Annotated in this window: 18 protein-coding genes; 5 read left to right on the top strand and 13 right to left on the bottom strand. The window is 61.5% G+C overall.

Translation table 11 applies throughout. The features are described from left to right. Positions 1–61 precede the first annotated feature (61 nt). Complete coding sequence (locus ACT54B_RS08215; RefSeq protein WP_476044167.1) at positions 62–2,755, bottom strand: bifunctional diguanylate cyclase/phosphodiesterase; 2,694 nt, start codon at positions 2,753–2,755, stop codon at positions 62–64. 435 nt (positions 2,756–3,190) lie between these two features. Here ACT54B_RS08215 and ACT54B_RS08210 point away from each other — a divergent pair, with 435 nt between their 5' ends. Together ACT54B_RS08210 and pgi are read left to right on the top strand one after the other, a co-directional pair. Further along, positions 3,191–4,891 (top strand): long-chain-fatty-acid--CoA ligase, encoded by a 1,701-nt coding sequence (locus ACT54B_RS08210; protein ID WP_476044165.1) that lies wholly within the window; start codon positions 3,191–3,193, stop codon positions 4,889–4,891. A gap of 155 nt (positions 4,892–5,046) precedes the next feature. Then, positions 5,047–6,663, top strand: coding sequence for a glucose-6-phosphate isomerase (pgi, locus tag ACT54B_RS08205; protein WP_476044806.1), 1,617 nt, complete (start codon positions 5,047–5,049; stop codon positions 6,661–6,663). A 47-nt stretch (positions 6,664–6,710) separates the two neighbouring features. Here pgi and ACT54B_RS08200 read toward each other — a convergent pair whose 3' ends face one another. Continuing rightward, complete coding sequence (locus ACT54B_RS08200) at positions 6,711–7,316, bottom strand: hypothetical protein (protein WP_476044163.1); 606 nt, start codon at positions 7,314–7,316, stop codon at positions 6,711–6,713. A 79-nt stretch (positions 7,317–7,395) separates the two neighbouring features. Here ACT54B_RS08200 and ACT54B_RS08195 point away from each other — a divergent pair, with 79 nt between their 5' ends. Next, a complete protein-coding gene (locus ACT54B_RS08195) occupies positions 7,396–7,950 on the top strand; it encodes a DUF2975 domain-containing protein (RefSeq protein ID WP_476044162.1) in 555 nt (184 codons plus the stop codon). Between the two features lie 2 nt (positions 7,951–7,952). Further along, entirely contained in the window at positions 7,953–8,177 is a 225-nt protein-coding gene (locus ACT54B_RS08190) for a helix-turn-helix domain-containing protein (RefSeq protein ID WP_476044161.1), read from the top strand. Between the two features lie 54 nt (positions 8,178–8,231). Here ACT54B_RS08190 and ACT54B_RS08185 read toward each other — a convergent pair whose 3' ends face one another. The 11 genes from ACT54B_RS08185 to ACT54B_RS08135 form a co-directional block, all read right to left on the bottom strand. Then, positions 8,232–9,158, bottom strand: a complete 927-nt coding sequence (locus ACT54B_RS08185; protein WP_476044160.1) for a carbohydrate kinase family protein — start codon at positions 9,156–9,158, stop codon at positions 8,232–8,234. Positions 9,159–9,648: 490 nt separating this feature from the next. Beyond that, positions 9,649–10,344 (bottom strand): orotate phosphoribosyltransferase, encoded by a 696-nt coding sequence (locus ACT54B_RS08180; RefSeq protein WP_476044159.1) that lies wholly within the window; start codon positions 10,342–10,344, stop codon positions 9,649–9,651. A gap of 110 nt (positions 10,345–10,454) precedes the next feature. Then, positions 10,455–10,820: a DUF805 domain-containing protein gene (locus ACT54B_RS08175; protein WP_476044157.1), complete on the bottom strand. Its 366-nt coding sequence runs from the start codon at positions 10,818–10,820 to the stop codon at positions 10,455–10,457. An 89-nt stretch (positions 10,821–10,909) separates the two neighbouring features. After that, the gene (gene pyrC, locus ACT54B_RS08170; RefSeq protein WP_476044156.1) at positions 10,910–11,950 is read right to left on the bottom strand and encodes a dihydroorotase; all 1,041 of its coding nucleotides are present in this window, start codon (positions 11,948–11,950) and stop codon (positions 10,910–10,912) included. A gap of 91 nt (positions 11,951–12,041) precedes the next feature. Next, entirely contained in the window at positions 12,042–13,121 is a 1,080-nt protein-coding gene (locus ACT54B_RS08165) for an HD domain-containing phosphohydrolase (RefSeq protein ID WP_476044155.1), read from the bottom strand. A 14-nt stretch (positions 13,122–13,135) separates the two neighbouring features. After that, complete coding sequence (locus ACT54B_RS08160) at positions 13,136–15,313, bottom strand: ATP-binding protein (RefSeq protein WP_476044154.1); 2,178 nt, start codon at positions 15,311–15,313, stop codon at positions 13,136–13,138. A 56-nt stretch (positions 15,314–15,369) separates the two neighbouring features. Beyond that, complete coding sequence (locus tag ACT54B_RS08155; RefSeq protein WP_476044153.1) at positions 15,370–15,867, bottom strand: putative pterin-binding protein; 498 nt, start codon at positions 15,865–15,867, stop codon at positions 15,370–15,372. Positions 15,868–16,256: 389 nt separating this feature from the next. After that, positions 16,257–16,874, bottom strand: coding sequence for a nucleoside/nucleotide kinase family protein (locus ACT54B_RS08150; RefSeq protein ID WP_476044152.1), 618 nt, complete (start codon positions 16,872–16,874; stop codon positions 16,257–16,259). Continuing rightward, positions 16,871–17,647, bottom strand: coding sequence for an ATP-binding cassette domain-containing protein (locus ACT54B_RS08145; RefSeq protein WP_476044151.1), 777 nt, complete (start codon positions 17,645–17,647; stop codon positions 16,871–16,873). The genes ACT54B_RS08150 and ACT54B_RS08145 overlap by 4 nt, the downstream gene beginning before the upstream one ends. 13 nt (positions 17,648–17,660) lie before the next feature. Continuing rightward, on the bottom strand, positions 17,661–18,722 hold the full coding sequence (locus tag ACT54B_RS08140) for an ABC transporter permease (RefSeq protein WP_476044149.1): 1,062 nt from the start codon (positions 18,720–18,722) through the stop codon (positions 17,661–17,663). 184 nt (positions 18,723–18,906) lie between these two features. After that, on the bottom strand, positions 18,907–19,932 hold the full coding sequence (locus ACT54B_RS08135) for a substrate-binding domain-containing protein (protein WP_476044147.1): 1,026 nt from the start codon (positions 19,930–19,932) through the stop codon (positions 18,907–18,909). A 326-nt stretch (positions 19,933–20,258) separates the two neighbouring features. Here ACT54B_RS08135 and ACT54B_RS08130 point away from each other — a divergent pair, with 326 nt between their 5' ends. Next, positions 20,259–21,512, top strand: a complete 1,254-nt coding sequence (locus tag ACT54B_RS08130; RefSeq protein WP_476044146.1) for an ROK family transcriptional regulator — start codon at positions 20,259–20,261, stop codon at positions 21,510–21,512. Positions 21,513–21,534 lie beyond the last annotated feature (22 nt).

Raw genomic sequence — 21,534 nt, 5'->3', positions numbered from 1 at the left:
GCGCGCCGGGCTCTCTTCAGGGGAATGGCTTTTCAGGCTTTCTGGTTCCGGCGGAGAAGGTTCAGGCGCGCCGGCGCGAGCGCAATATCTTGCCGGGCTTGTAGTTGCGGGCAAAGCCGAGGAAATCCGCACCCGACATGGGGCGGGCGAAGGCATAACCCTGCAGGGTTTCGCAACCCATTTCCCGCAGCATGGCCGCGTGATCCATGGTCTCCACCCCTTCCGCCACGATACCGATGCCGCAGGTGCGCCCGATATCGATGATGGAGGAAACGAGTTGCCGCTCGCGGACCGAGGTGAGGATCGGCCGGATCAGCTGGCGATCGATCTTCAGCTTGCGGGGGGTGAGCTTCAGCAGGTTGATGATGGACGCGTGGCCCGTGCCGAAATCGTCGATCTCCACCTCGATACCCAGCGACTTCAGGCGGCTGATGGTTTCCACCACCGTATCGTCGTCATCGTCGAAGGAAATGGATTCCAGAAGCTCGAAGCAGACCGAGCCCGGCGTGTAATGCAGACGCTCCACCTTTTCGAGAAGCTGCCCGTCCATAAGGCGCTGGGCGGAGATGTTCACGGAAACGCGGGGTACCGCGAGGCCTGTCACCTGCCACTGGTTGAAATGAAGCAGGGCCTGGTCGAGCACGATCTCATCGATCCGCTGCATCAGATGCATGCCCTCCGCAATCCGGAGAAAACTGTCCGGCGCCAGCAGACCCCGTTCCGGGTGATCCCAGCGGACAAGAGCCTCGACACCGCTGATCTCCAGCGTCGCCGCATCGAACTGCGGTTGGAAATAGGCGAGGAATTCGCCCTCCTCCAGGGCACGCAGGATATCGTCGGCGGTCTGTTTGTGGCCCACCATCTGGGCCCGCAGGCCATCGGAGAAGTATTCCACCCGGCTGCGTCCACGCCGCTTGGCTTCGTAAAGGGCAATATCGGCATTGACCAACAGCTGAGACGCACCGTCTTCCTGCATCCAGGTGGCGATGCCGATACTGGCGCCGGCGCGGCACTCCTGCCCTTCGAACAGGATCGGCTCGCCGATCGCCTTTTCAACCCGACGCGCGATCCGTTCCAGTGCTTCGGTTCCGGGAACATGGCGATGCACCACGATGAATTCGTCACCGCCGAAACGAGCGACGAAATCCTCCGGCTCCACGGCTCGGCGCAGCACCATCGCGGCATGTTTCAGGATGGCATCGCCGGCCGCGTGGCCGAGCGTGTCGTTGATATCCTTGAACCGGTCGAGATCGAGATGAAGGATGGAAATGTCGCTGCCATCGTCCGGCCGGGCGAGCTGGGCAAGATGCTGGTCCAGGTAACGGCGGTTGGGCAGGCCGGTCAGGGAATCGTGGAGGGCATTGTGCTCCATCTGCCGGTGAGCCTGTTCCAGCGCCCGGTTCTTTTCCTCGGCCAGCTCCCGCGCACTGCGCAGCGCCTCTTCACGCCGGACATCCTCGGTGATGTCCCATTCCACGCCCAGGAACCGCTCCTTGCCGTTCGTCGCGTCGATGAGGCGTCCGAAAGCGCGGATATGGCGGATTTCGCCGGTATCGGGCCGGATGATGCGATATTGCCCCGCATAGGGCGCACCGGTGCGGATGGTTCTTGCATAGACCGCTTCCGCCGCCCGACGGTCGTCGGGATGAACGATCGCGCGCCAGTCGGCAAAATCGTAGAAATCCTTGCGGGTGACGATGCCGAGATGATCGCGCACCCGCTCGTCCCAGGTTTGCAATCCGGACTGGATGTCGTGCTCCCAGATGCCGATGCTCGATGTGGCGAGCGCCAGCTCCAGCCGCCTCGACAGCGCCTCCAGCCTTTCGCCGTTCTGCTCCAGATGCTCCATCGTGCGATGCCGTTCCGCCATGAGGCGGATGACCCAGGCAACAGGCACCAGGATGGCCGCCGCGGCAAACAGCAGAAACAGCCGGAAGCGCAGCAGGCCGGCATTGTCGATGGTCCAGCCGCTTTTGGGAACCGCCGCCAGCAGCCAGTAGTCCTCGCCGATATTCACCGTCATCCGGACGGGATCGCGGCTGAAGACATCGGCCTTGCCAAAGAAGGGCGCGGCGAACAATCCGTGCGAGTCGCCGCGGGACACGGCAAAATAGATCGGCAGGTCTTCCGCCATCAGCCCGCCGTCCTGAAAGAGCCGGTTCAGGTTGATCGTCGCCGAAAGAATACCCCAGAGTTCGGCCTTGGCTGCGCCACGCCGCAAAAGTACGGGATAATTGACGACCAGACCCCGGTCTCCCGACTCCATCTCGACCGGACCGGAAATGTTGACCTTGCGAGACTGGGCGGCAAGAAAGGCCGCGCCATGTTCCTTGTTGCGCTTGCGGAAGTCGAAGCCGATGCGCGCTGTTTCCGAGGGGGGATAGACCATGGAAACAACCATGTTCGGTGCGGCGGTGACATAGGCAATATTACCATCCGAGCCCAGGATGCGTTCGGCCATGTGGTCGAAGCGAGCCTGTGTCATCATCGGCTCCGTCTCAAGCGCCGCCACAAGACCTTTCAGAAGGAGAACATTTCCCGTAATCCGCCCCTCGATCTCGGCGCGCATGACGCTGAGCTGCTCGGTGACCATGTTGCGGTTGTTTTCTTCCTGGTAAAGCGCGCGTTGCTGGTCGGCAAAGTAAAGAGCGGCCATGGTTGCGCACAGAACGACCAAAAACAGCATATACGCCTGGAAACGGACCAGGCGCACGTTCTTCTGTCTTTCGATCGAGGAAGCAGCTGTCGCAATCATGAACGGGAGCCTGATTTATTTTTATTATGAAATAATTACGATTACAGTAGAATTTTCATGGGCCGATACGCGGTTTTTTACTTAGACACAAAATGTAAAGCATAGGCGGGTGCTGCGAAACCGGCGCCGGAGCATGGACACGGGCCAAGTATAGAGACCGAAATCTACGCCCGCTGCACTTGTAGGCCCGCCCGTGCCGGCAAAAGCCGCAGTTTTCAGCCTCCTGAGGAAAAGCAGCGGTTCGGCCGGTTCAAAGCGCCCGCCCCTCTTGCCAATTCGCGCCGATTTATTTTACGTTTACGTCAAGGTACGTTTTGACAATCTTGATAACAGGTTTGAATGGCATAAGCTGTTCGTGGCGAGGAGGGAGCCTCGATTCACGTCGGCAGCCAGCAGGCGGGACGCGTCATCGTCCTGCGGGAGGGGAGAAAGTCCATGACGACACCAACGCATATGCTCAGCGGCAGGGCCGAGGACAAGATCTGGCTGGGATCCTACCCGGCGCGGGTTCCTTCCCGGCTTGGGGAGCCCAAGGAGCATTCGCTGGCGGAATTGCTCGGCCGCTGCTGTGCGGCCTATGCCGACCGCCCGGCCTTCGAAAGCATGGGCAAGATCCTGACCTATCGGGAACTCGACCGGGTGACCCGCGGCATCGCCGCCTGGCTGCAACAGCAAGGCCTGGAAAAGGGCGACCGTGTGGCCGTGATGATGCCCAATATCTTGCAGAATCCGGCTGTGGTTTACGGGATTCTGAGGGCCGGCATGGTTGTCGTGAACGTCAACCCGCTCTACACGCCCCGCGAACTCGAACACCAGCTGAAGGATTCCGAGGCGAAAGCCATCTTCGTGCTGGAAAACTTCGCCCATACCGTGGAGCAGGTGGTGAGCGCCACGGAACTTCGGCATGTGGTCGTGACCAAGATGGGCGATATGCTGGGCCTCAAGGGTCTGCTGGTCAATCTGGTCGTCAAGCACGTGAAGAAGATGGTGCCGGACTGGGCCATTGCCGGCGCGGTGCCCTTCAGCCGGGTGCTGGCGGAGGGCAATGGCCGCACCATGAAGACGGTGCCGATTTCCCCCAACGATATCGCCTTCCTGCAATATACCGGGGGCACGACCGGTGTTTCCAAGGGCGCGACCCTTACCCATGCCAATCTGCTTGCCAACAAGGAACAGCTGATTCTGTGGCTCGAGGCCGTATTCGAGCGCAAGCAGCGGCCGGCGCAGCTCAACTTTCTCTGCGCCTTGCCGCTCTACCATATCTTTGCCTTGACGGTGAATTCGCTGATGGGCATTTCCATGGGCGGGTGCAACCTTCTGATTGCCAACCCGCGCGACATTCCGGCCTTTATCAAGGAGTGGAAGAAGCATCGCATCCATGTCTTCCCGGGCCTCAACACGCTGTTCAATGCCTTGATGAACAATCCTGAGTTTTCCGGCATCGATTTCTCGCAAATGCTGCTGGTGCTGGGCGGCGGCATGGCCGTCCAACGGCCGGTGGCCGAACGCTGGCAAAAAATGACCGGCTGCGCGATCACGGAAGGCTACGGGCTTTCGGAGACGTCCCCCGTCGCTACGGCCAACCGGCTGGACCGGGCGGAGTTTACCGGCACGGTCGGGCTTCCCCTTCCCTCCACGGATGTGGAAATTCGTGACGACATGGGCCAGACGCTCCCCATCGGCGAAGCGGGCGAAATCTGCGTGCGTGGACCGCAGGTCATGCTTGGCTACTGGCAGAGGCCCGCCGAAACGGCGCAGGTGATCAGCCCCGACGGCTTCTTCCGCACCGGCGACATCGGCGTGATGGACGAGAACGGCTACACCAAGATCGTCGACCGCAAGAAGGACATGATCCTCGTGTCCGGCTTCAACGTCTATCCGAACGAGGTCGAGGAAGTGGCCGCCATGCATCCCGGCGTGCTGGAGGCTGCGGCGGTGGGGGTGCCGGACGAGCATTCCGGCGAGGCCGTGAAGCTCTTTGTGGTGCGCAAGGACCCGACGCTGACCGAGGACGAGCTCAAGCATCACTGCGCCGAGAACCTGACCGGCTACAAGCGGCCGCGACATATCGAGTTCCGGGACGAATTGCCGAAATCCAATGTGGGCAAGATCCTGCGCAAGGAACTGCGCGGCTGATGCACGTCGCGAAAAGCGCAAATCCGGCGGCCCCCGACGGGGCCGCTTTTCTTTCTGCGTCATCCCCGTTCCGAAAGCGAAATTCCGCCTTTTCCAAGCGCGCGTGAATGCAGTAAGGTGCGCGCCGAAACCCGCTTCTTTAGGATTGGCGCATGATGCAAGCTGTTGTCGATGAACTGAAATCCGTTTCTCAAGCAAGCCGTGCAACGGATATTCGCGAGGCTTTTGCGAAGGATCCGGCGCGTTTTGGCAAATTCAGCGTCGCGCTGGACGACCTGCTGATGGATTATTCCAAATGCGCCGTGAATGACGGGATCATGACCCTGCTGGAAAAGCTTGCGGCCGAGGGGAAGGTTGCCGAAAAGCGCGACCAGATGTTTTCCGGCGCGCCGATCAATTTCACCGAGGGACGCGCGGTGCTGCATACGGCTCTGCGCAACCGGTCGAACCGTCCCGTTCTCGTCGAGGGCAAGGACGTGATGCCAGACGTCAATGGCGTGCTGGCGGCGATGGGCGTCTTTGCGGATGGTGTCCGCTCCGGCGCGCTGAGGGGTGCCACGGGCAAGCCGATCACCGACGTCGTCAATATCGGCATCGGCGGTTCCGATCTCGGCCCGGTCATGGCCACGCTGGCGCTTGCCCCCTTCCATGATGGTCCCCGGCTGCATTTCGTTTCGAATGTGGATGGCGCCCATATAGCCGATACGCTGAAGCTGCTGTCGGCCGAAACCACGCTGTTCATTGTCGCGTCGAAGACCTTCACCACCATCGAGACCATGACCAATGCGGCAACCGCCCGCCGGTTCGTGGCCGAAGCGCTCGGCGAAAGTGCCGTTCGCCACCATTTTGCGGCGGTCTCCACCGCGCTTCCCAAGGTTGCCGCCTTCGGCATAGAGGCGGATCGCGTGTTCGGCTTCTGGGACTGGGTCGGCGGTCGTTATTCGATCTGGTCGGCCATCGGCCTGCCGCTGATGATCGCCATCGGGCCGGAAAACTTCATCCGGTTCCTGGAAGGCGCCCATGCCATGGACCGGCATTTCGAGACCGCGCCCGTGCGGGAAAACCTTCCCATGCTGCTGGGGCTCCTCGGCTTCTACCAGCGCAACGTGCTCGGCTATCCGTCGCGGGCGATCCTGCCCTACGACCAGCGCCTGTCCCGTTTCCCGGCCTATCTGCAGCAGCTGGACATGGAATCGAACGGCAAGAGCGTGACCGTGGACGGCACGCCGGTAGAGGGACGCTCCGGACCCGTCGTCTGGGGGGAACCCGGCACCAATGGCCAGCATGCCTTCTATCAGCTGATCCATCAGGGCACGGATATCATCCCGGCGGAATTTCTGATCGCCCGCAAGGGCTTTGAACCGGATCTCGCCCATCAGCACCGGCTGCTGGTGGCCAATTGCCTCGCCCAGTCCCAGGCCCTGCTGAAGGGCCGCACGCGGGAGGAGGCGAAGGCGCAGCTTCTGTCACAGGGCATGGAGGCGACGAAGGCGGATCACATTGCGCCGCACCGGGTGTTTACCGGCAATCGCCCCTCGATCACCTTCGTGCACGACCAGCTCACGCCCTATGCGCTCGGCCGGCTGATCGCGCTTTACGAACACCGGGTCTTCGTCGAAGGCGTGCTCTTCCGCATCAACTCGTTCGACCAGTGGGGCGTGGAGCTGGGCAAGGAGCTGGCCACCGGCCTGCTTCCCGTCATCGAGGGCAAGACCGGCACCGAGGGGCTGGATAGCTCCACGGCCGGGCTGGTGGCGACGCTGAAGGGCTGAACCGGCCCTTCCCGCGGCACCGCATTCTTCCGGTCGGCCGGCATGGTTCAGCCGGCCAGATCGTTCTTGCAGGCCGGCACTTCCGAGAGGCCGGCACCGCGCAACACGCCCATCAGGTCCATATCGGCGAAGACGGGTATGTAACCGGATTCAGCGTCCGGACGGAGGAGCACGCTCGTCTTCACGGGTCCGGTGCGGATAGCGGGATCGGCGGTGCAGCCGCCAGCAAAGCCGACGGTAAGCGACCCGCTGCCCGTTGCACCCGCATTCTGCTGAGCCATGACCTGATCCTGCATGCTCCGGAACTGTTCGGAATCCGCTTGGCCGAGCATCAGCAAATAGAGCCGCTCGTCTGGTCGCAGCATCCGGCCGATCTGCGGCGCGGCGGCATTGCCCGTCACCAGCTCCATCGCAAAATGCCGCTTGATCTCCTCTCCGCTCTCCGCATTCTTCCAGGCCACATCCATGACCACATCACCCTGCTTCAGGCGGATGCCATCGGGAAATGTCACCACGACGCGGATTTCCGCCGGCTTCATCGTGAGCGGGTTGAGAAGCGCCAGTTGCGCCATGGAGGAAGGCGGCACTGTGCTGCAGGCCATCAGGGAGGTGGAGAGAACAAGGGCAGCCAGCGGACCGCGGAAAAGACGCATAAGGAACTCCTGGGTGATTGACGATTATTTTTTATTGTAATACGATAAATTTTAGTTGCAATACGGGATGCTCAGAAAAATGCGTGAGGACGCTTTGGCCGCTATCGAGACCATCAGCCGTCGAGCGAAAAGGCTGCTTGGCTTTTTGGCGGGCGCTGCCGCCATCGGGACGATCTATCTGATTTGGCGGATGATTTTCGATCTCTCCGGCTTTACAGGAGATTTGAGAATGTGGCTGGGCCTTCCGGCCGCCGGCGGCCCGCTATCCAAGGGCGCCCTGTCGGCCGTGATCGGGCTGGGGGTGATCAACGGCGCCATCGGCGCGGCTGCCTTGCTGGCGGTGTGGCGGCTTTTCGACCTTCTCGAAAAGGGCCGCGTCTTTTCCCGCCGCACGGGGGAATTGCTGCGCCTCGCCGGCGCCATCGCATTGGCGGGCGCCGCGAGCACCGTGCTGTCCCGCACGCTGGCCGCCCTGTTCGTCACCTACGACAATCCTGCCGGCCAGCGGATCCTGCTGGTCAGCTTCGGCAGCAGTGAGGCCATGCTCCTGCTCCTCTCGGCCCTGCTTTACGCCATGGGCCATGTGATCGCCCTTGCCGCAGATATCGAGCGCGAAAACAGGAGCTTCGTCTGACCATGCCGATCATTGTCACGCTCGACGTCATGCTGGCCCGGCGCAAGATGCGCTCGCGGGAGCTTTCCGAAAAGATCGGCATCACGGAACAGAATGTGTCCCTGTTGAAATCCGGCAAGGTCAGTGGAATCCGCTTCGACACGCTGGGGCGTATCTGTGACGCCCTGCAATGTCAGCCGGGCGACATTCTCGAATATCGCCCCGAAGAAGTATCGGATCTGGACTAGAGCCCCGGCCCAGACGGGAAACCGGGACCAACCCTTCCTCGGGATGGTCCCGGATCAGAAACCGATTTCAGCGGCGGTGGGGGGATTGGCGCCGGCGCGGGAAACGGTGACGGCAGCGGCCTTGACGCCCCAGAGCAGGGCATCCTCGATATCCGCGGCTGAAAGGCCCGCCACGGCCGATTTTGTCAGCAAGCCCTTGCGGTCGAGGGCAGCGAGTACGCCCGCGTCAAATGTGTCGCCGGCGCCGACCGTATCGACCACGTCCACCTTCACCACCGGAACCGACACCGTGTGGCTCGCGGAATAACCCGTTGCCCCCTCCGCTCCGCGCGTGACGAGCACGAGCTTCGCGCCCCGGGCGAGCCAGCGGCGAGCCAGATCGGCCTCGCTTCCCTCTTCGCCGAACCAGGCCAGGTCTTCATCGGAAAACTTCAGGATATCCGAGCGGGCGGCCATGCGACGAATGCGTTCGGCATGGGCCTGCGGATCTTTTATGAAGCCGGGACGAATATTGGGATCGAGCGAGATGACGCGGGCATCCGCCTCGCGCAGAAGCAGGGTTTCGTAGGCTGTGCCGCAAGGTTCGGGAATGAGGCTGATGGCCCCGAAATGCAATGCGTTCACCTCCGGCCCGAATTGCGGGAGATCGCCAATGTCCAGCAAGCGGCCGGCGGTATTCTCGTCATAGAAGGCATAGCTGGCCTGCCCGTTGACCAGCTTGACCAGGGCAATCGTCGTCGGGCGAGACGAAATGGCCGCGAAACGGGGATCCACGCCGCTCTTTTCCAGCGTTTCGCGCAGAATGTCACCCAGCATGTCATCGGAAAGGCCGCTGAAGAAACCGGTCTTGATGCCCAGCCGGCCAAGTGCGATCGCTGTATTGAAGATCGCTCCCCCCGCATAAGGCGCAAAAGCCCGCTCCCCGAGCGTGGTCTCGCGCGGTAGCATGTCGATCAGAGCTTCACCGCAACACACGATCATAATGCAAACCTCCCCCGGCAATAAATCACTTCAATCGATTTATTCCATTCACAGGGGAAAATCCAGCGCATTTTCCGGGCAAACGCCATTGGTTTGGGCTTTTGCCCGATTCCCTTTATGGCACAAGATTGTAGGAGGCTGCCAATCTACGCATTTGAGTACAATGTGCATCCCTGACAATTGAGGACATTTCTGCAATCTGATCCGGCATGGTGTCAGCGTACAAATTAACTGTACTCATGAAGTCCATGTCCGTGGGAGAAGCGTTCTTAACAATAAACTCTTGCACTTTTTCAGATGAGAAAGAGATGCCGCACGCATTCTCGGAACCTAATATCTCCCCAAGACGAGCAGGCAGGTCGACCTCTTCCTGAGCCATTGATATACTCGCGGAATGAAGACCTGTGATGAAAAACACAACGAACAGAACAACTTGAAAAGGTATCTTCATATTCAGCACCCATTTTTGTCGATGCTAATGTGTTTTTCACTAATTTTCAAGTGATCCTACGCCACCATGGGCCTCGGACCAGGCAAGCGGCGCATCCAGGAAGGCTTCGACGCTTTCCAATGTCGCCTGGTCGAAGAGCGCTTTCTCCCGGGCGACCGCCAGCACGTTCCGCCAGGTGGCGATGTGATGCAGGGTGACCTTGCCGTTGCCGAAACGGGCTTCCGCATCGGCGAAAATTCCGTAGTAGAAGAGCGCCATGCCGTGGTCCACAATCCCGCCAGCGGCACGAATGGCATCGATGAACTTGAACATGGAGCCACCGGCCGTCGTCAGGTCCTCGATGACGAGAACGCGGGCGCCTTCGGGCATGTGACCTTCGATCTGGGCGTTGCGGCCGTGCCCCTTCGGCTGCTTGCGCACATAGATCATCGGAAGTCCGAGGCGCTCGGCCAGGAAAGCCGCGAAGGGAATGCCCGCCGTTTCGCCACCTGCCACACAGTCGAACTGCTCGTAGCCGGCTTCTCGCAGCACGGTTGCAGCGGCGAAATCCATGACAGCGGAGCGGATGCGCGGATAGGAAATGAGCTTGCGGCAATCGATGTAGACGGGGCTCATCATGCCTGAGGCGAGCTTGTAGGGCTTATCGGCGGAAAAGTGCACCGCCTTGATCTCCCAGAGCATTTTCGCCATTTCGGACGCCATCACGGCGGGGTCGGCAAAGGTGGTCTGGAACATCGGAAAACTCCTGGGGCTGGCTTGGGGCGGGTTCTTCACCGCTTCTATCGGCGCGCCCCCATCCATTCAAGCCTGAAGGCGCCGGGTCCGGCCCAGCGCCTTTGCTTTCCTCAGCTTTGCGTGGGGTAGCCGAAGCGGTTTTCGCCGACAGAACCCTTCGTGCAGAACCAGACCAGCAGGAGGATGAAGCCGATCAGCGGAATGAGGCCGATCAGAAGCCACCAGCCGGACTTGTCGATATCGTGCAGGCGGCGAACGCCGACCGCAAGCCCTGGCAGGAACAGGCCCAGCGAGACCACAGCCGCCACCAGGCTCAAGGCCACGCTGTTCGGCCCGATGGCCTGCACAACCACGTTCAGCGCCACCGAAACCAGGATATTGAACAATGCGAACCACCAGTATTCCGAACGCGGAGCGCGTCCGGAGAAGGTCGCATACTTGTTGAAGCAGGTAGAGATCGCCTCGGCGAAAGTCATGGTACAGCCCCTCATAGATCGTCAGACATGACGATATTCAATTGTTTTACGTTTTTTAACAAACAACCAAACGGGCCGTTTCGCAAGGGTCAATCCACATCCCAATGCAACGGGAACTGGGGATCGAAGACCGTCACCGGCCCTGCCCCCGTTTCCCGCTTGGCGGGGAATTCAACCGGTTCGTCGCGCCTGGTCAGGGTGATCCGCTCCTCGTTGACCGGCAGACCGTACCAGGCCGGGCCGTTCAGCGAAGCGAATGCTTCCAGCCGGTCGAGCGCGCCCTCTTCCTCGAAGACATGGGCAAGACACGCCATGGTATTGATCGAAGTATAGATGCCGGCACAGCCGCAGGCACATTCCTTCAGCGGGTCGACATGGGGGGCGCTGTCGGTGCCGAGGAAAAAGCGCCGATCGCCGGAGGTGGCGGCCTTGCGCAGGGCAAGGCGATGACTTTCGCGCTTGGCGACCGGCAGGCAATAATAGTGGGGCCGAATGCCGCCGGCGAGGATGGCGTTGCGGTTGATGATCAGGTGATGGGTGGTGAGCGAGCCGGCGAGATTGCGGTCGGCGGACAGGATATAGTTCACGCCGTCGGAGGTGGTGACATGCTCCATCGTCACTTTCAGCTCCGGCAACCGCCGGCGCAGCGGATCCAGAACGGTTTCGATGAAGACGGCTTCCCGGTCGAAAATATCCACGGCCGGATCGGTCACTTCGCCATGCACGCAGAGCGGCAGTCCGATCTGCGCCATGCGCTCCAGCACCGGCATGGCCTTGTCCATGTCGCGGACCCCCCCATGGGAATTGGTGGTCGCCCCGGCCGGGTAGAGCTTCACGGCCGTGATCAGCCTGCTCTCCTTACCCCGCGCAACATCATCAGGAGAGGTATGCTCCGTGAGGTAGAGGGTCATCAGCGGCTGGAAGCGATGGCCTTTCGGGAGGGCCTGGAGGATGCGCATCCGATAGGCCTCGGCATCGGCGGTGGTCACCACCGGCGGCACCAGATTGGGCATGATGATGGCCCGTGCAAATGTACGGCTCGTATCGGCGATCACGCCTTCCAGCATGGCGCCGTCGCGCAGATGCAGATGCCAGTCATCGGGACGGCGAAGGGTAATCGAGCGAGTCATGGCGGGCGGTCTCCGGCAGAAGGTTTACTGGCAGAGCCCATAGCACCGGTGATGGCCCCGGAACAGGGCCGATTACAGCACAGGCAACAAATCAGGCCGCCGGAACGGCCGCCATCTCCTCCGCGAGCTCCTGCTGGCGCTGACGGCGGTCCGCCTCCATGATTTCCTGTATGCGCGGCAGCGCGCGCTTGAAGGCAGCCACGCAGACCGGATCGAACTGGGTTCCGGCGCGATCGAGAATATGCGCCACCGTCTGCTCATAGGACCAGGCGGGCTTATAGGGCCTCTCGGTGGTCAAGGCATCGAAATTGTCCGCGATGCAAACGATACGGCCGGACAAGGGAATTTCCTCACCCGCCAGACGGTTCGGATAACCCTGGCCGTCCCAGCGCTCGTGATGGCTGCCGGCGATTTCAGCGGCAAGCTGGAGCAGTGACGAATGGCTTTTGGCCAGGATATCCGAGCCGATCTGCGCATGCCGTTGCATCTGGCGAAATTCGTTTTCGGTGAGCTTGCCCTGTTTGAGCAGCACCGTATCGGGAATGCCCACCTTGCCGATATCGTGCATGGGGGCAGCAAGCCGTATATCCTGACAGCGATCCTCGGAAAGCCCGAGCTGCTTGGCGACCGCCTCGGAGTAAAGGGCCACACGCATGGTATGACGCGCCGTGTCGGGGTCCTTGTAGCCGGCCGCAAGCGTCAGCCGGTGGATGATTTCCTCCTCCCTTTCGCGCAGTTCGCGCACCGCCTTGTCCACCTCGCGCCGCAGCCATTCGGCGCGTTCGGCGAGTTGCCGGCGGGCATCGGCCAGCGAGACGATATTGTGCATACGGGCCATGAATTCCACCGGATTGACCGGTTTCGTCAGAAAATCGATGGCACCGGCATTCAGGGCCGCCATGCGCGTGGTCATGTCCTTGTCGGCCGTGACGAAGACCACCGGAACCGCAGCATAGCGCTCGAACCGGACGATCTCCGTATAGAGCTCGACGCCGTTATAGACCGGCATCTGGTAGTCGATGATCGCTACGTCGAAATTCAGCTCGGGAAGCGCCGCAAGCACCTGCTCCGGCGACGAATAGGGCAGCGCCTCGCAGTTCTTCAGGCGCCCGACGAGCTTCGTCAGAAGCTTCAGGTTTGTATTATTATCATCAACCACAAGAATCCGCATGGTCATACGTCCTTTCAGGCCACAAGCAGGCGACGATGCGCGTTGATCCGTTCGTTCAGGTTTTCCACACCGGCGATGGTCGGCTTGCTGACGCGCATCGAATTGGCGATGTCCGCAACATCGTTGAGGCCGACATTCACGGCGGCGCCCTTCAGGGTGTGCAGCAGGCGGTCGATGAGGATGGCATCCTCACCGCCCAGCGCATGCTGGAGATTTTCCATGATCTCGCCGGCATCTTCGAAGAAGGTTTCAACGAGTTCATTGAACACGTCCTCGCCGAGGGCTTCCACCAGTTCGTCCCGGCGGGCCTGGCTGAAGCCGTCCGTCTCTTCGGGCTCCGGCACCGGCGCGACGACGGCCAGAGGCGCGGCCTCGGGTTCCGGCGGCATGACGGGCGGGCGCTCGCTGATCTTCAGATGGGTTTCCAGCACGTGGCGGAGGCGCTTGAGGGTGATCGGCTTGGATTCGAAACCGGTCATTCCCGCTTCCATGCAGGCCGCCCGGTCGTCGTCGGAGGCATTGGCGGTCATGGCGATGATCGGCGGCGCATCCGGCACCTCGGCGCGAATCCGCCGGGTGGCCTGGATGCCGTCCATTTCCGGCATCTGCATGTCCATGAGAATGAGATCGAAGGTCTGCTTGCGCGCAATGGCCACGGCTTCCAGTCCGTTATTGGCGATGGTGACTTTCTGCCCCAACCGTTCCAGGAAGCGGGTGGCAACCTGCTGGTTGACCACATTGTCCTCGACGAGAAGGATTTCGCAGGGCGCGATCATGGTTTGCGGCAAGCTGGCCGGCGCATTGTTCGGGCTATCGCTCACCACATCGGCGATCTTTGTCGGCACTTCCAGCCAGAAGGTACTGCCATGGCCGAGTTCGCTGCGAACCCCCATTTCTCCTTCGAGCTTGTCGATGATTTCCTTGCAGATGGTAAGGCCGAGGCCGGTGCCGCCATATTTGCGGCTGATGCTGGCATCCACCTGGGTGAAGGGCTGGAACAACTTGGCAATACCGGCTTCATCGATGCCGATGCCGGTGTCCTGCACCTCGAAGCGGACGAGCAGGACGTCATTGCGCACGAATTCCCTCAGGCGAAGGGTGACGGTGCCGCCGCGGGTGAACTTGACCGCATTGCTGAGCAGATTGAGCAGCACCTGGCGCATGCGGGTCGGATCGGTGCGAACATAGGGCACCATCAATTCGTCCGGCACGTCGAGAACGATGCGGTTGCCGTGTTCTTCGGCCCGCCCCCGGACGATCTCCAGCGTGCTCTTGGCAAAAGCCTTCAGGTTCACGCCGCGGAGTTCCAATTCGAGCTTGCCGTTCTCGATCTTGGAGTAATCGAGAATTTCATTGATGATCTCGAGCAGCGCCTCGCCGGAACTATGGATGGTGCGCACGAGCGACGAGGCATCGCGCGGCAGATCCGAGAGTTCGAGCAGTTCTGCGGTGCCGAGGATGGCGTTCAGAGGGGTGCGTATTTCATGGCTCATGGTGGCCATGAACTGGGACTTCGCCCGGTTACCGGCGTCTGCGGCCTTGTAGGCGGTCGAAAGCTCTTCGGCCATCAGCTCGAAGTTGCGGCCGGCTTCGCGGACCACGCGCAGCTGGCGACGGAGGTTCACGACCAGAAAGACCACGCTGCCCAGCAGCAGCGAAAGGAAGAGTGCGGTCGTTCCTTCGAGGCGGATGATCATGTCGCGATTGTCGGCGCGCGCGGTGCTGAACTGGTTGTTCGAGTCGATCAGGAAATCGCCGGTCTGCTTGACCAGAAATTCCACATCGGTGTTCAGCTTCATCAGTTCGGCGTCCTTCGGCTCATAACCGCCGGCCATCCGATCGAAGAAAGGAGCATAAGCCATGATCCGGCCCTGCACGGCATCGAGCTGCTTGTGCACGGTGTTGTTCTTCTCGAAAGCGTCGTCAAAATTGCTTTCCTTGAGAACGGTCAGGCGGGAGTAGAGAATATCGTAGCGCAGGCCGAGGCTCTTGACCTTGTCGGGATCAAGCGTCTCGTCGCGCACGATGTCCTTGAGCTGGAAGGAGAGGCTGCGGGCCTCCCGATCCAGCTGATAGACAGACCAGAGGGCATTTTCTCGGATACCATCCTCCAGCAGCCGGTAACGCCGCGCGAGGTCGGTAAAGAGAAGCAGCAGGATACAGGTGAAGACGACCGCGATGCCTTGCAGCACCACCGTCTTCCTGCCTGCCGCTTTCAGAAAGGAGCCGTCCGGACTGAAACCCAATGTCACGGCAGAACCTCGATTTCCTTGATCTGCCAGACGGAACGACCGAAATATTTCTCGTTGTAGAGGCCTTTATCCTCGTCGAAGGGATAAACGAGCATGAGGGGTCCCTTGTCGCGTACCGACATGGGCTTTCCATTCAGCTGGGTGGCGAGGATGGTGTCCAGCTCGGCATCTTCCGCCGGCACGTCGGCGGCATAATCGTTGAGCGCCTTGACCTTCAGATGGGTGCCCTTGGCCCCGGCGGCTTTCAGCACCTCACGCAGGAAAGGGCCGGAAAATTCTGCAGCGCCCTCGGTCCAGGGCGTTTCCATGCTGGCCTTGCGGCCGGCCAGGGCTTCGAGCATGGCCATGTCGAAGACGGCGTTCTTGCCGTCATTGGTTTCCGATACCGCTCCGGTGACGGTCAGCACCGGCTCGCCGGCCGGCTTGTCGAGCGCCCAGGCGGGCGCAGCGGCGAGAGTTGCAATCAGGATGCACGCGCTGGCATATGCCTTCATCTTTCTTCCTTCCGTGGCAGCGGCGGCCACTTCGGCCGCTTCGCTTCAGACCGCCTTTGCCGGGGGCTTTGGGCCGCAGCCAGATGCGGCCGCCGATCCAACCCGCCGATGCCTGTCGCGGTCGTCAACATTCTCCATTTGGGACAGATCCGGTCTACCGGAGCGGCGCGCGTGCATCATGCGATGTCCACCAGAGGACATGCGCGCCGAATTAGATCTGTTTTATAACAGAGACGTTCTTCGATATATTGAATCAATAATATAAAAATTTAGCTTTTGACAGAATGCTTAACGCACTCTTAACAAAAAAACGCACGAAATATGTGCATTTCGCCGCATAAAGCGAGAGGTTGCGGCGTTGGAAACACCTTCCGCAACTTGGGGTGCCTTCAGGCTTCGAGGCTGGGCGCCCGGCTTTCCGCGAGCACGGTACGGGCATTGACGAGATCGTTGCCGTCCACCTTGGCGCGGACATCATCCGGCGCATAGCCCAGGGCTTCCCAGCGGGCGATCAGGCGACGCTCCAGTTCGTCCAGGGGCTCACGCAACAGGATGGTTTCATCAAACAGCGGAAGCAGGGTGGACCAGGGGTGCCGGTCCAGCAGCAGGTAATTGCCTTCCGCCAGAACGATGCGGTCCTCAAGCCGAATGGGACGGGCTGCGGCAATCGCGAGCTCGCGGCTACGGTCGAAGACGGGGACGAGCACTTCTTCCTCGGCGCGGCGGACGGCCGCGAGGATATCGCGGAGTCCACGGACATCGAAGGTTTCCGGGGCGCCCTTGCGGGGCAGCAGCCCTCTTTCGCCGAGCAGGCCGTTGTCCAGATGAAATCCATCCATGGGCAACACCACGGCGCGCTCCCCGCCCGCATTCAGCAGGCGGGCGAGTTCGTCAGCCAGGGTCGACTTGCCGGAACCGGGCGGGCCCGCGACAGCGACGACGAAGCGGGAACGGCCGGCGGCCGCCGTCACGATGGTACGGGCCAGTTCCTCTGTCTTCCGGCTCATGCGGCAACCAGTTCCTTCGGCGGTTCCTTCGCCCCCGTCATCAGCGCCACCGCATCCGACATGGAATATTCCTTCGGATTGATGACGCAGAGCCGCTTGCCGAGCCGGTGCACGTGAATGCGGTCGGCCACTTCGAAGACATGCGGCATGTTGTGGGAGATGAGCACGATGGGAAGACCACGCGAGCGCACGTCGAGGATCAGCTCCAGCACGCGGCGGCTTTCCTTGACGCCGAGCGCTGCCGTCGGTTCGTCCATGATCACCACCTTGGAGCCGAAGGCCGCCGCACGGGCGACCGCCACCCCCTGGCGCTGGCCGCCCGAGAGGGTTTCCACGGCCTGGTTGATGTTCTGGATGGTCATCAGGCCAAGCTCGGTCAGCTTGTCGCGGGCGATCTTTTCCATTTTCTTGCGGTCGAGCATGCGGAAGAGCGAGCCCATGGGGCCTTCCTTCCGGATTTCCCGGCCGAGGAACATGTTGTCGGCAATCGACAATGCGGGCGAGAGCGCGAGGTTCTGGTACACCGTCTCGATGCCAGCGTCGCGCGCCTGCATGGGGTTGGTGAAGTGGATCGGCTGGCCCTCCAGTCGGATCTCGCCTTCGTCCGGCACGATGGCGCCGGAGATGGCCTTGATCAGCGAGGACTTGCCCGCGCCGTTGTCGCCGATCACGGCCAGGATTTCGCCTGGATAGAGATCGAAATCGGCGTGGTCGAGGGCGGTCACGCGGCCGTAGCGCTTGACGAGACCGCGAGCGGTAAGAATGGGTTCCATGTGATGTCCTCCCTCAGCCCGAAACCTTGCGAATCCACTGGTCGATGGCGACGGCGCCGATGATCAGCATACCCGTCAGCAGCACTTTCCATTGCGGATCGGCATTCAGCATGTTGAGGCCCATGCTCATCACGCCCACGATCAGCGTGCCGAAGAGAACGCCGAGGATCGAACCGCGTCCGCCGAAGAGCGAGATGCCCCCGATCACGGCTGCGGTGATGGCCTGCAGATTATAGTCGGTGACCACGGTGGACGGCGAGATGGAACCATTGCGGCCGATGGATACCCAGGCGGCAAGGCCCGCGATAAGGCCGGCAAGCGCATAGGTTTTCAGCAGCACGTTCTTGGTGCGGATACCGGCAAGATCCGCCGCTTCCGGGTCGTCCCCCACCGCATAGATGTGGCGGCCGAAGGCGGTATAGTTCAGCATGTACCAGAGGCCGAAATAGAGCAGGATCATCGCCACGACGCCGAGCGTGATCGCCGCGCCACCGAGCTTGAAGCTGATGCCGAAGATGTGCAGCATCGAGGTGATCGCCGTCAGGTCCGCCTCGCGCAGCGTGGCGTTTGCCGAATAGATCAGGCAGACGGCCATGACGATGTTCCACGTGCCAAGCGTCACGATGAAGGGTGGCAGCTTCAATCGCGAGACGAGATAGCCGTTTACCCAGCCACAGAGGCCGGCGACGGCAAAACCGGAGAGAATGGCGAGCGGCCAGGGCAGCCCATAGGTGAGAACCGCATTCCCCGTCACGACGAAGGAAAACACCATGATGACGCCGATCGAAAGGTCGATGCCGGCGGTCAGGACGACCAGCGTCTGCGCCGCAGCGAGAATGCCGACGACGGCAACCTGCTGCATGATCAGCGTCAGGGTATAGGCCGAGAAGAATTTCGGACCGCGGGCGATGCCGAAAAAGACGATCAGCGCGACGAGAACGATCAGCGGCACCATGGCCGGATTGGAATGCAGGAAGTGCTGCAGGCGGCGAAGACCGCTTTTCGGTTCTTCGAATTGCGCGACACCTGCCGCGCTGCCCGAAAGAACCTTTTCGAATTCTTGAGGCTGGCTCATTTTCCCTCCCAAGTTTCCCTGCCGGCGTTTACCGGCAAGCCCCACTGGAACGTCTGCCGGAGGCGCGACATCCATGTCGCGAAAAGACAGACGCCATTTACAGGAAAGGCGGCTGGTGAGCCGCCCCTCTCAACTCCCGATGGGATCATGCAGGGGCCGGAGCCCCTGCGCAACCCCTAGCGGATCAACCCCAGCACTTGTCGGTGCCCTCCTTGACGCTGATCGACGGAACGCCCTCGGCCGGCTTGTCGGTGACGAGGTTCACGCCGGTGTCGAAGAAGGACTTGCCTTCGGTCGGCTTCGGCTTGGTGCCGTCCTTGGCGAAGTTGGCGATGGCTTCGATGCCATAGGCAGCCATCATCAGCGGGTACTGCTGCGAGGTCGCGCCGATGACGCCTTCGGAAACCGACTTCACGCCCGGGCAACCGCCGTCGACGGACACGATCAGCACGTCCTTTTCCTTGCCGACAGCCTTCAGGGCCTGGTAGGCGCCCACGGCAGCCGGCTCGTTGATGGTGTGGATGACGTTGATATCCGGATCCTTCTGGAGAAGGTTTTCCATGGCCTTGCGGCCGCCTTCTTCGTTGCCGTTCGTCACGTCGTGGCCGACGATGCGGGCATCGTCTTCGTCACCGATCTTGTTGGCGTCCTTCGGGTCGATGCCGAAGCCGATCATGAAGCCCTGGTCGCGCATCACGTCGACCGACGGCTGGGACGGGGTGAGGTCGAGGAAGCCGATCTTGGCATCCTTGGCCTTGTCGCCCATGGTCTTGGCAGCCCAGGCGCCGATCAGCTTGCCGGCTTCGAGGTTGTCGGTGGCGAAGGTGGCGTCAGCGGCATCGATCGGATCGAGGGGCGTGTCGAGCGCGATCACGAGCAGGCCGGCATCGCGGGCCTTCTTGACCGGGTCGACGATCGCCTTGGTGTCGGACGCGGCGATCAGGATGCCCTTGGCGCCGTCGGCGATGCAGCTTTCGATGGCGGCAACCTGGCTGTCATGGTCACCGTCGATCTTGCCGGCATAGGCCTTCAGCGTGATGCCGAGTTCCTTTGCCTTGGCTTCAGCGCCTTCCTTCATCTTGACGAAGAAGGGGTTGGTATCGGTCTTGGTGATGAGGCAGGCGGAAACATCTGCGGCGCTGGCCGGAGCAGCAAAGACGACGCCGAGCGCGAGCGCAGCGAAAGAGGCGGCAAAAAGCGATTTCTTCATGAATTTTCCTCCCAAGGAATGGTTCGTCCCCGGCCTTGCCGGGTGTGAGGACTGAAGCTTCTGGCGGCCCTGGACACTCTCCCCTGGGTGCCGGCCAGCAGCTGAGCCTGCCCATAAACAACATGATGTCGGGACCCTTGTCAATAAATAATTCCAATTGAATTATTAATCCAGTGTGGCATGCTGTCGGCAAGAGATGGGAGCGGACTGGCGGCGCCGCGAGGACGGCGGAGCGCCCGCCAATGGCGGCGCCCCTTTCACTGCAAGGTTTTTCGTGCTTGGAACAAACGGCTTTCGCGGCGGCCGGTTCCAAGGGGAGGAGAGGCATGACGACAACGGCGGAGAACCGCAATCCGGTTGCCATACCCGCATCAGGCGTGGTCGATTCCGGTGGCGGCGCCAACCAGGTGCGGCTGCGCGCCTATAATGAGCGGCTCGTGCTGTCGCTGGTTCGGCGTCATGGAGCACAGGCAAAATCCGAGATCACCAAGCGGACCGGGCTTTCGGCACAGACCGTCTCCGTCATCATGCGCGCGCTGGAGAAGGATGGCCTTCTCATCCGCGGCGAGCCGGTGCGCGGGCGGGTGGGTCAACCCTCCGTGCCGCTCCATCTCAATCCGGACGCGGCCTATTCCTTCGGCGTGAAGATCGGTCGGCGCAGTGCCGACCTGGTGCTGATGGACTTTGTCGGCGAAATTCGCCATCAGGTGCATCGGACCTTCCGCTATCCCCTGCCCCACAAGATCATGCAACTCCTGAACGAGGGGATCGACGAGATATCCGCACGCCTGACGCCGGAACAGCGGGACCGGGTGGCGGGTGTGGGCATCGCGGCGCCTTTCGAACTCTGGAACTGGTCCGAGGAAGTGGGCGCTCCCCCGGGCGCCATGGATGTCTGGAGAAGCTTCGACCTGCATGCGGAGGCGTCCGCTGCCCTGCCCTATCCGGTCTTTCTCCAGAACGACGCCACCAGTGCCTGTGGCGCGGAACTCGTCTTCGGTGCCGGATCGTCCTATCCGGATTTCGTCTATTTCTTCATCGGCTCCTTCATCGGCGGGGGAATCGTGCTGAATTCGGCGGTGTTTGCCGGAAAGACCGGAACAGCAGGCGCGATCGGTCCCTTGCCCGTCCGGGACCGCGCCGGCACCACCCGGCAGCTTCTCGACATCGCCTCGATCTTCGTGCTGGAAAACCTGCTGCAGGCGCGCGGCATCGATCCGGAGCCGCTCTGGTACTCGGCCGACGAGTGGGTGGATTTCGGCGAGCCGCTGGAAACCTGGATCCAGGATACGGCGAGCGCGCTGGCACAGGCGATCGTCGCCGCCTCTTCCATCATCGATTTTTCAGCCGCCGTCATCGACGGCGGTTTCCCCGGCTGGGTCAAGGAAAGGCTGGTCAGGGCCACCAATGCGGAGGTGGATCGCCTCGATCTGCAGGGCATCATCCGCCCCGACGTGGTGGAAGGCCGGGTCGGGCCGCAGGCGCGGGCGATCGGCGGGGCAAGCCTGCCGATCTTCGACCGCTATTTGCTGGACCAGAATGTGTTGTTCAAGGAAATCAAGCCCGGCGAGGGCGGCTGAGAAGGCCGCATCGCATGGCGAT

The organism is Gellertiella sp. DMC107, from assembly GCF_056313605.1.
The sequence above is the reverse complement of the archived record's forward strand: the minus strand, read 5'-3'. Positions and strand labels throughout refer to the sequence as shown.

What these genes read in the sequence shown, in the direction of transcription:
- ACT54B_RS08215 (WP_476044167.1), bottom strand. Translation starts at nt 2,755, where the DNA reads ATGATTGCGACAGCTGCTTCCTCGATCGAAAGACAGAAGAACGTGCGC.
- ACT54B_RS08210 (WP_476044165.1), top strand. Translation starts at nt 3,191, where the DNA reads ATGACGACACCAACGCATATGCTCAGCGGCAGGGCCGAGGACAAGATC.
- pgi (WP_476044806.1), top strand. Translation starts at nt 5,047, where the DNA reads ATGCAAGCTGTTGTCGATGAACTGAAATCCGTTTCTCAAGCAAGCCGT.
- ACT54B_RS08200 (WP_476044163.1), bottom strand. Translation starts at nt 7,316, where the DNA reads ATGCGTCTTTTCCGCGGTCCGCTGGCTGCCCTTGTTCTCTCCACCTCC.
- ACT54B_RS08195 (WP_476044162.1), top strand. Translation starts at nt 7,396, where the DNA reads ATGCGTGAGGACGCTTTGGCCGCTATCGAGACCATCAGCCGTCGAGCG.
- ACT54B_RS08190 (WP_476044161.1), top strand. Translation starts at nt 7,953, where the DNA reads ATGCCGATCATTGTCACGCTCGACGTCATGCTGGCCCGGCGCAAGATG.
- ACT54B_RS08185 (WP_476044160.1), bottom strand. Translation starts at nt 9,158, where the DNA reads ATGATCGTGTGTTGCGGTGAAGCTCTGATCGACATGCTACCGCGCGAG.
- ACT54B_RS08180 (WP_476044159.1), bottom strand. Translation starts at nt 10,344, where the DNA reads ATGTTCCAGACCACCTTTGCCGACCCCGCCGTGATGGCGTCCGAAATG.
- ACT54B_RS08175 (WP_476044157.1), bottom strand. Translation starts at nt 10,820, where the DNA reads ATGACTTTCGCCGAGGCGATCTCTACCTGCTTCAACAAGTATGCGACC.
- pyrC (WP_476044156.1), bottom strand. Translation starts at nt 11,950, where the DNA reads ATGACTCGCTCGATTACCCTTCGCCGTCCCGATGACTGGCATCTGCAT.
- ACT54B_RS08165 (WP_476044155.1), bottom strand. Translation starts at nt 13,121, where the DNA reads ATGCGGATTCTTGTGGTTGATGATAATAATACAAACCTGAAGCTTCTG.
- ACT54B_RS08155 (WP_476044153.1), bottom strand. Translation starts at nt 15,867, where the DNA reads ATGAAGGCATATGCCAGCGCGTGCATCCTGATTGCAACTCTCGCCGCT.
- ACT54B_RS08150 (WP_476044152.1), bottom strand. Translation starts at nt 16,874, where the DNA reads ATGAGCCGGAAGACAGAGGAACTGGCCCGTACCATCGTGACGGCGGCC.
- ACT54B_RS08145 (WP_476044151.1), bottom strand. Translation starts at nt 17,647, where the DNA reads ATGGAACCCATTCTTACCGCTCGCGGTCTCGTCAAGCGCTACGGCCGC.
- ACT54B_RS08140 (WP_476044149.1), bottom strand. Translation starts at nt 18,722, where the DNA reads ATGAGCCAGCCTCAAGAATTCGAAAAGGTTCTTTCGGGCAGCGCGGCA.
- ACT54B_RS08135 (WP_476044147.1), bottom strand. Translation starts at nt 19,932, where the DNA reads ATGAAGAAATCGCTTTTTGCCGCCTCTTTCGCTGCGCTCGCGCTCGGC.
- ACT54B_RS08130 (WP_476044146.1), top strand. Translation starts at nt 20,259, where the DNA reads ATGACGACAACGGCGGAGAACCGCAATCCGGTTGCCATACCCGCATCA.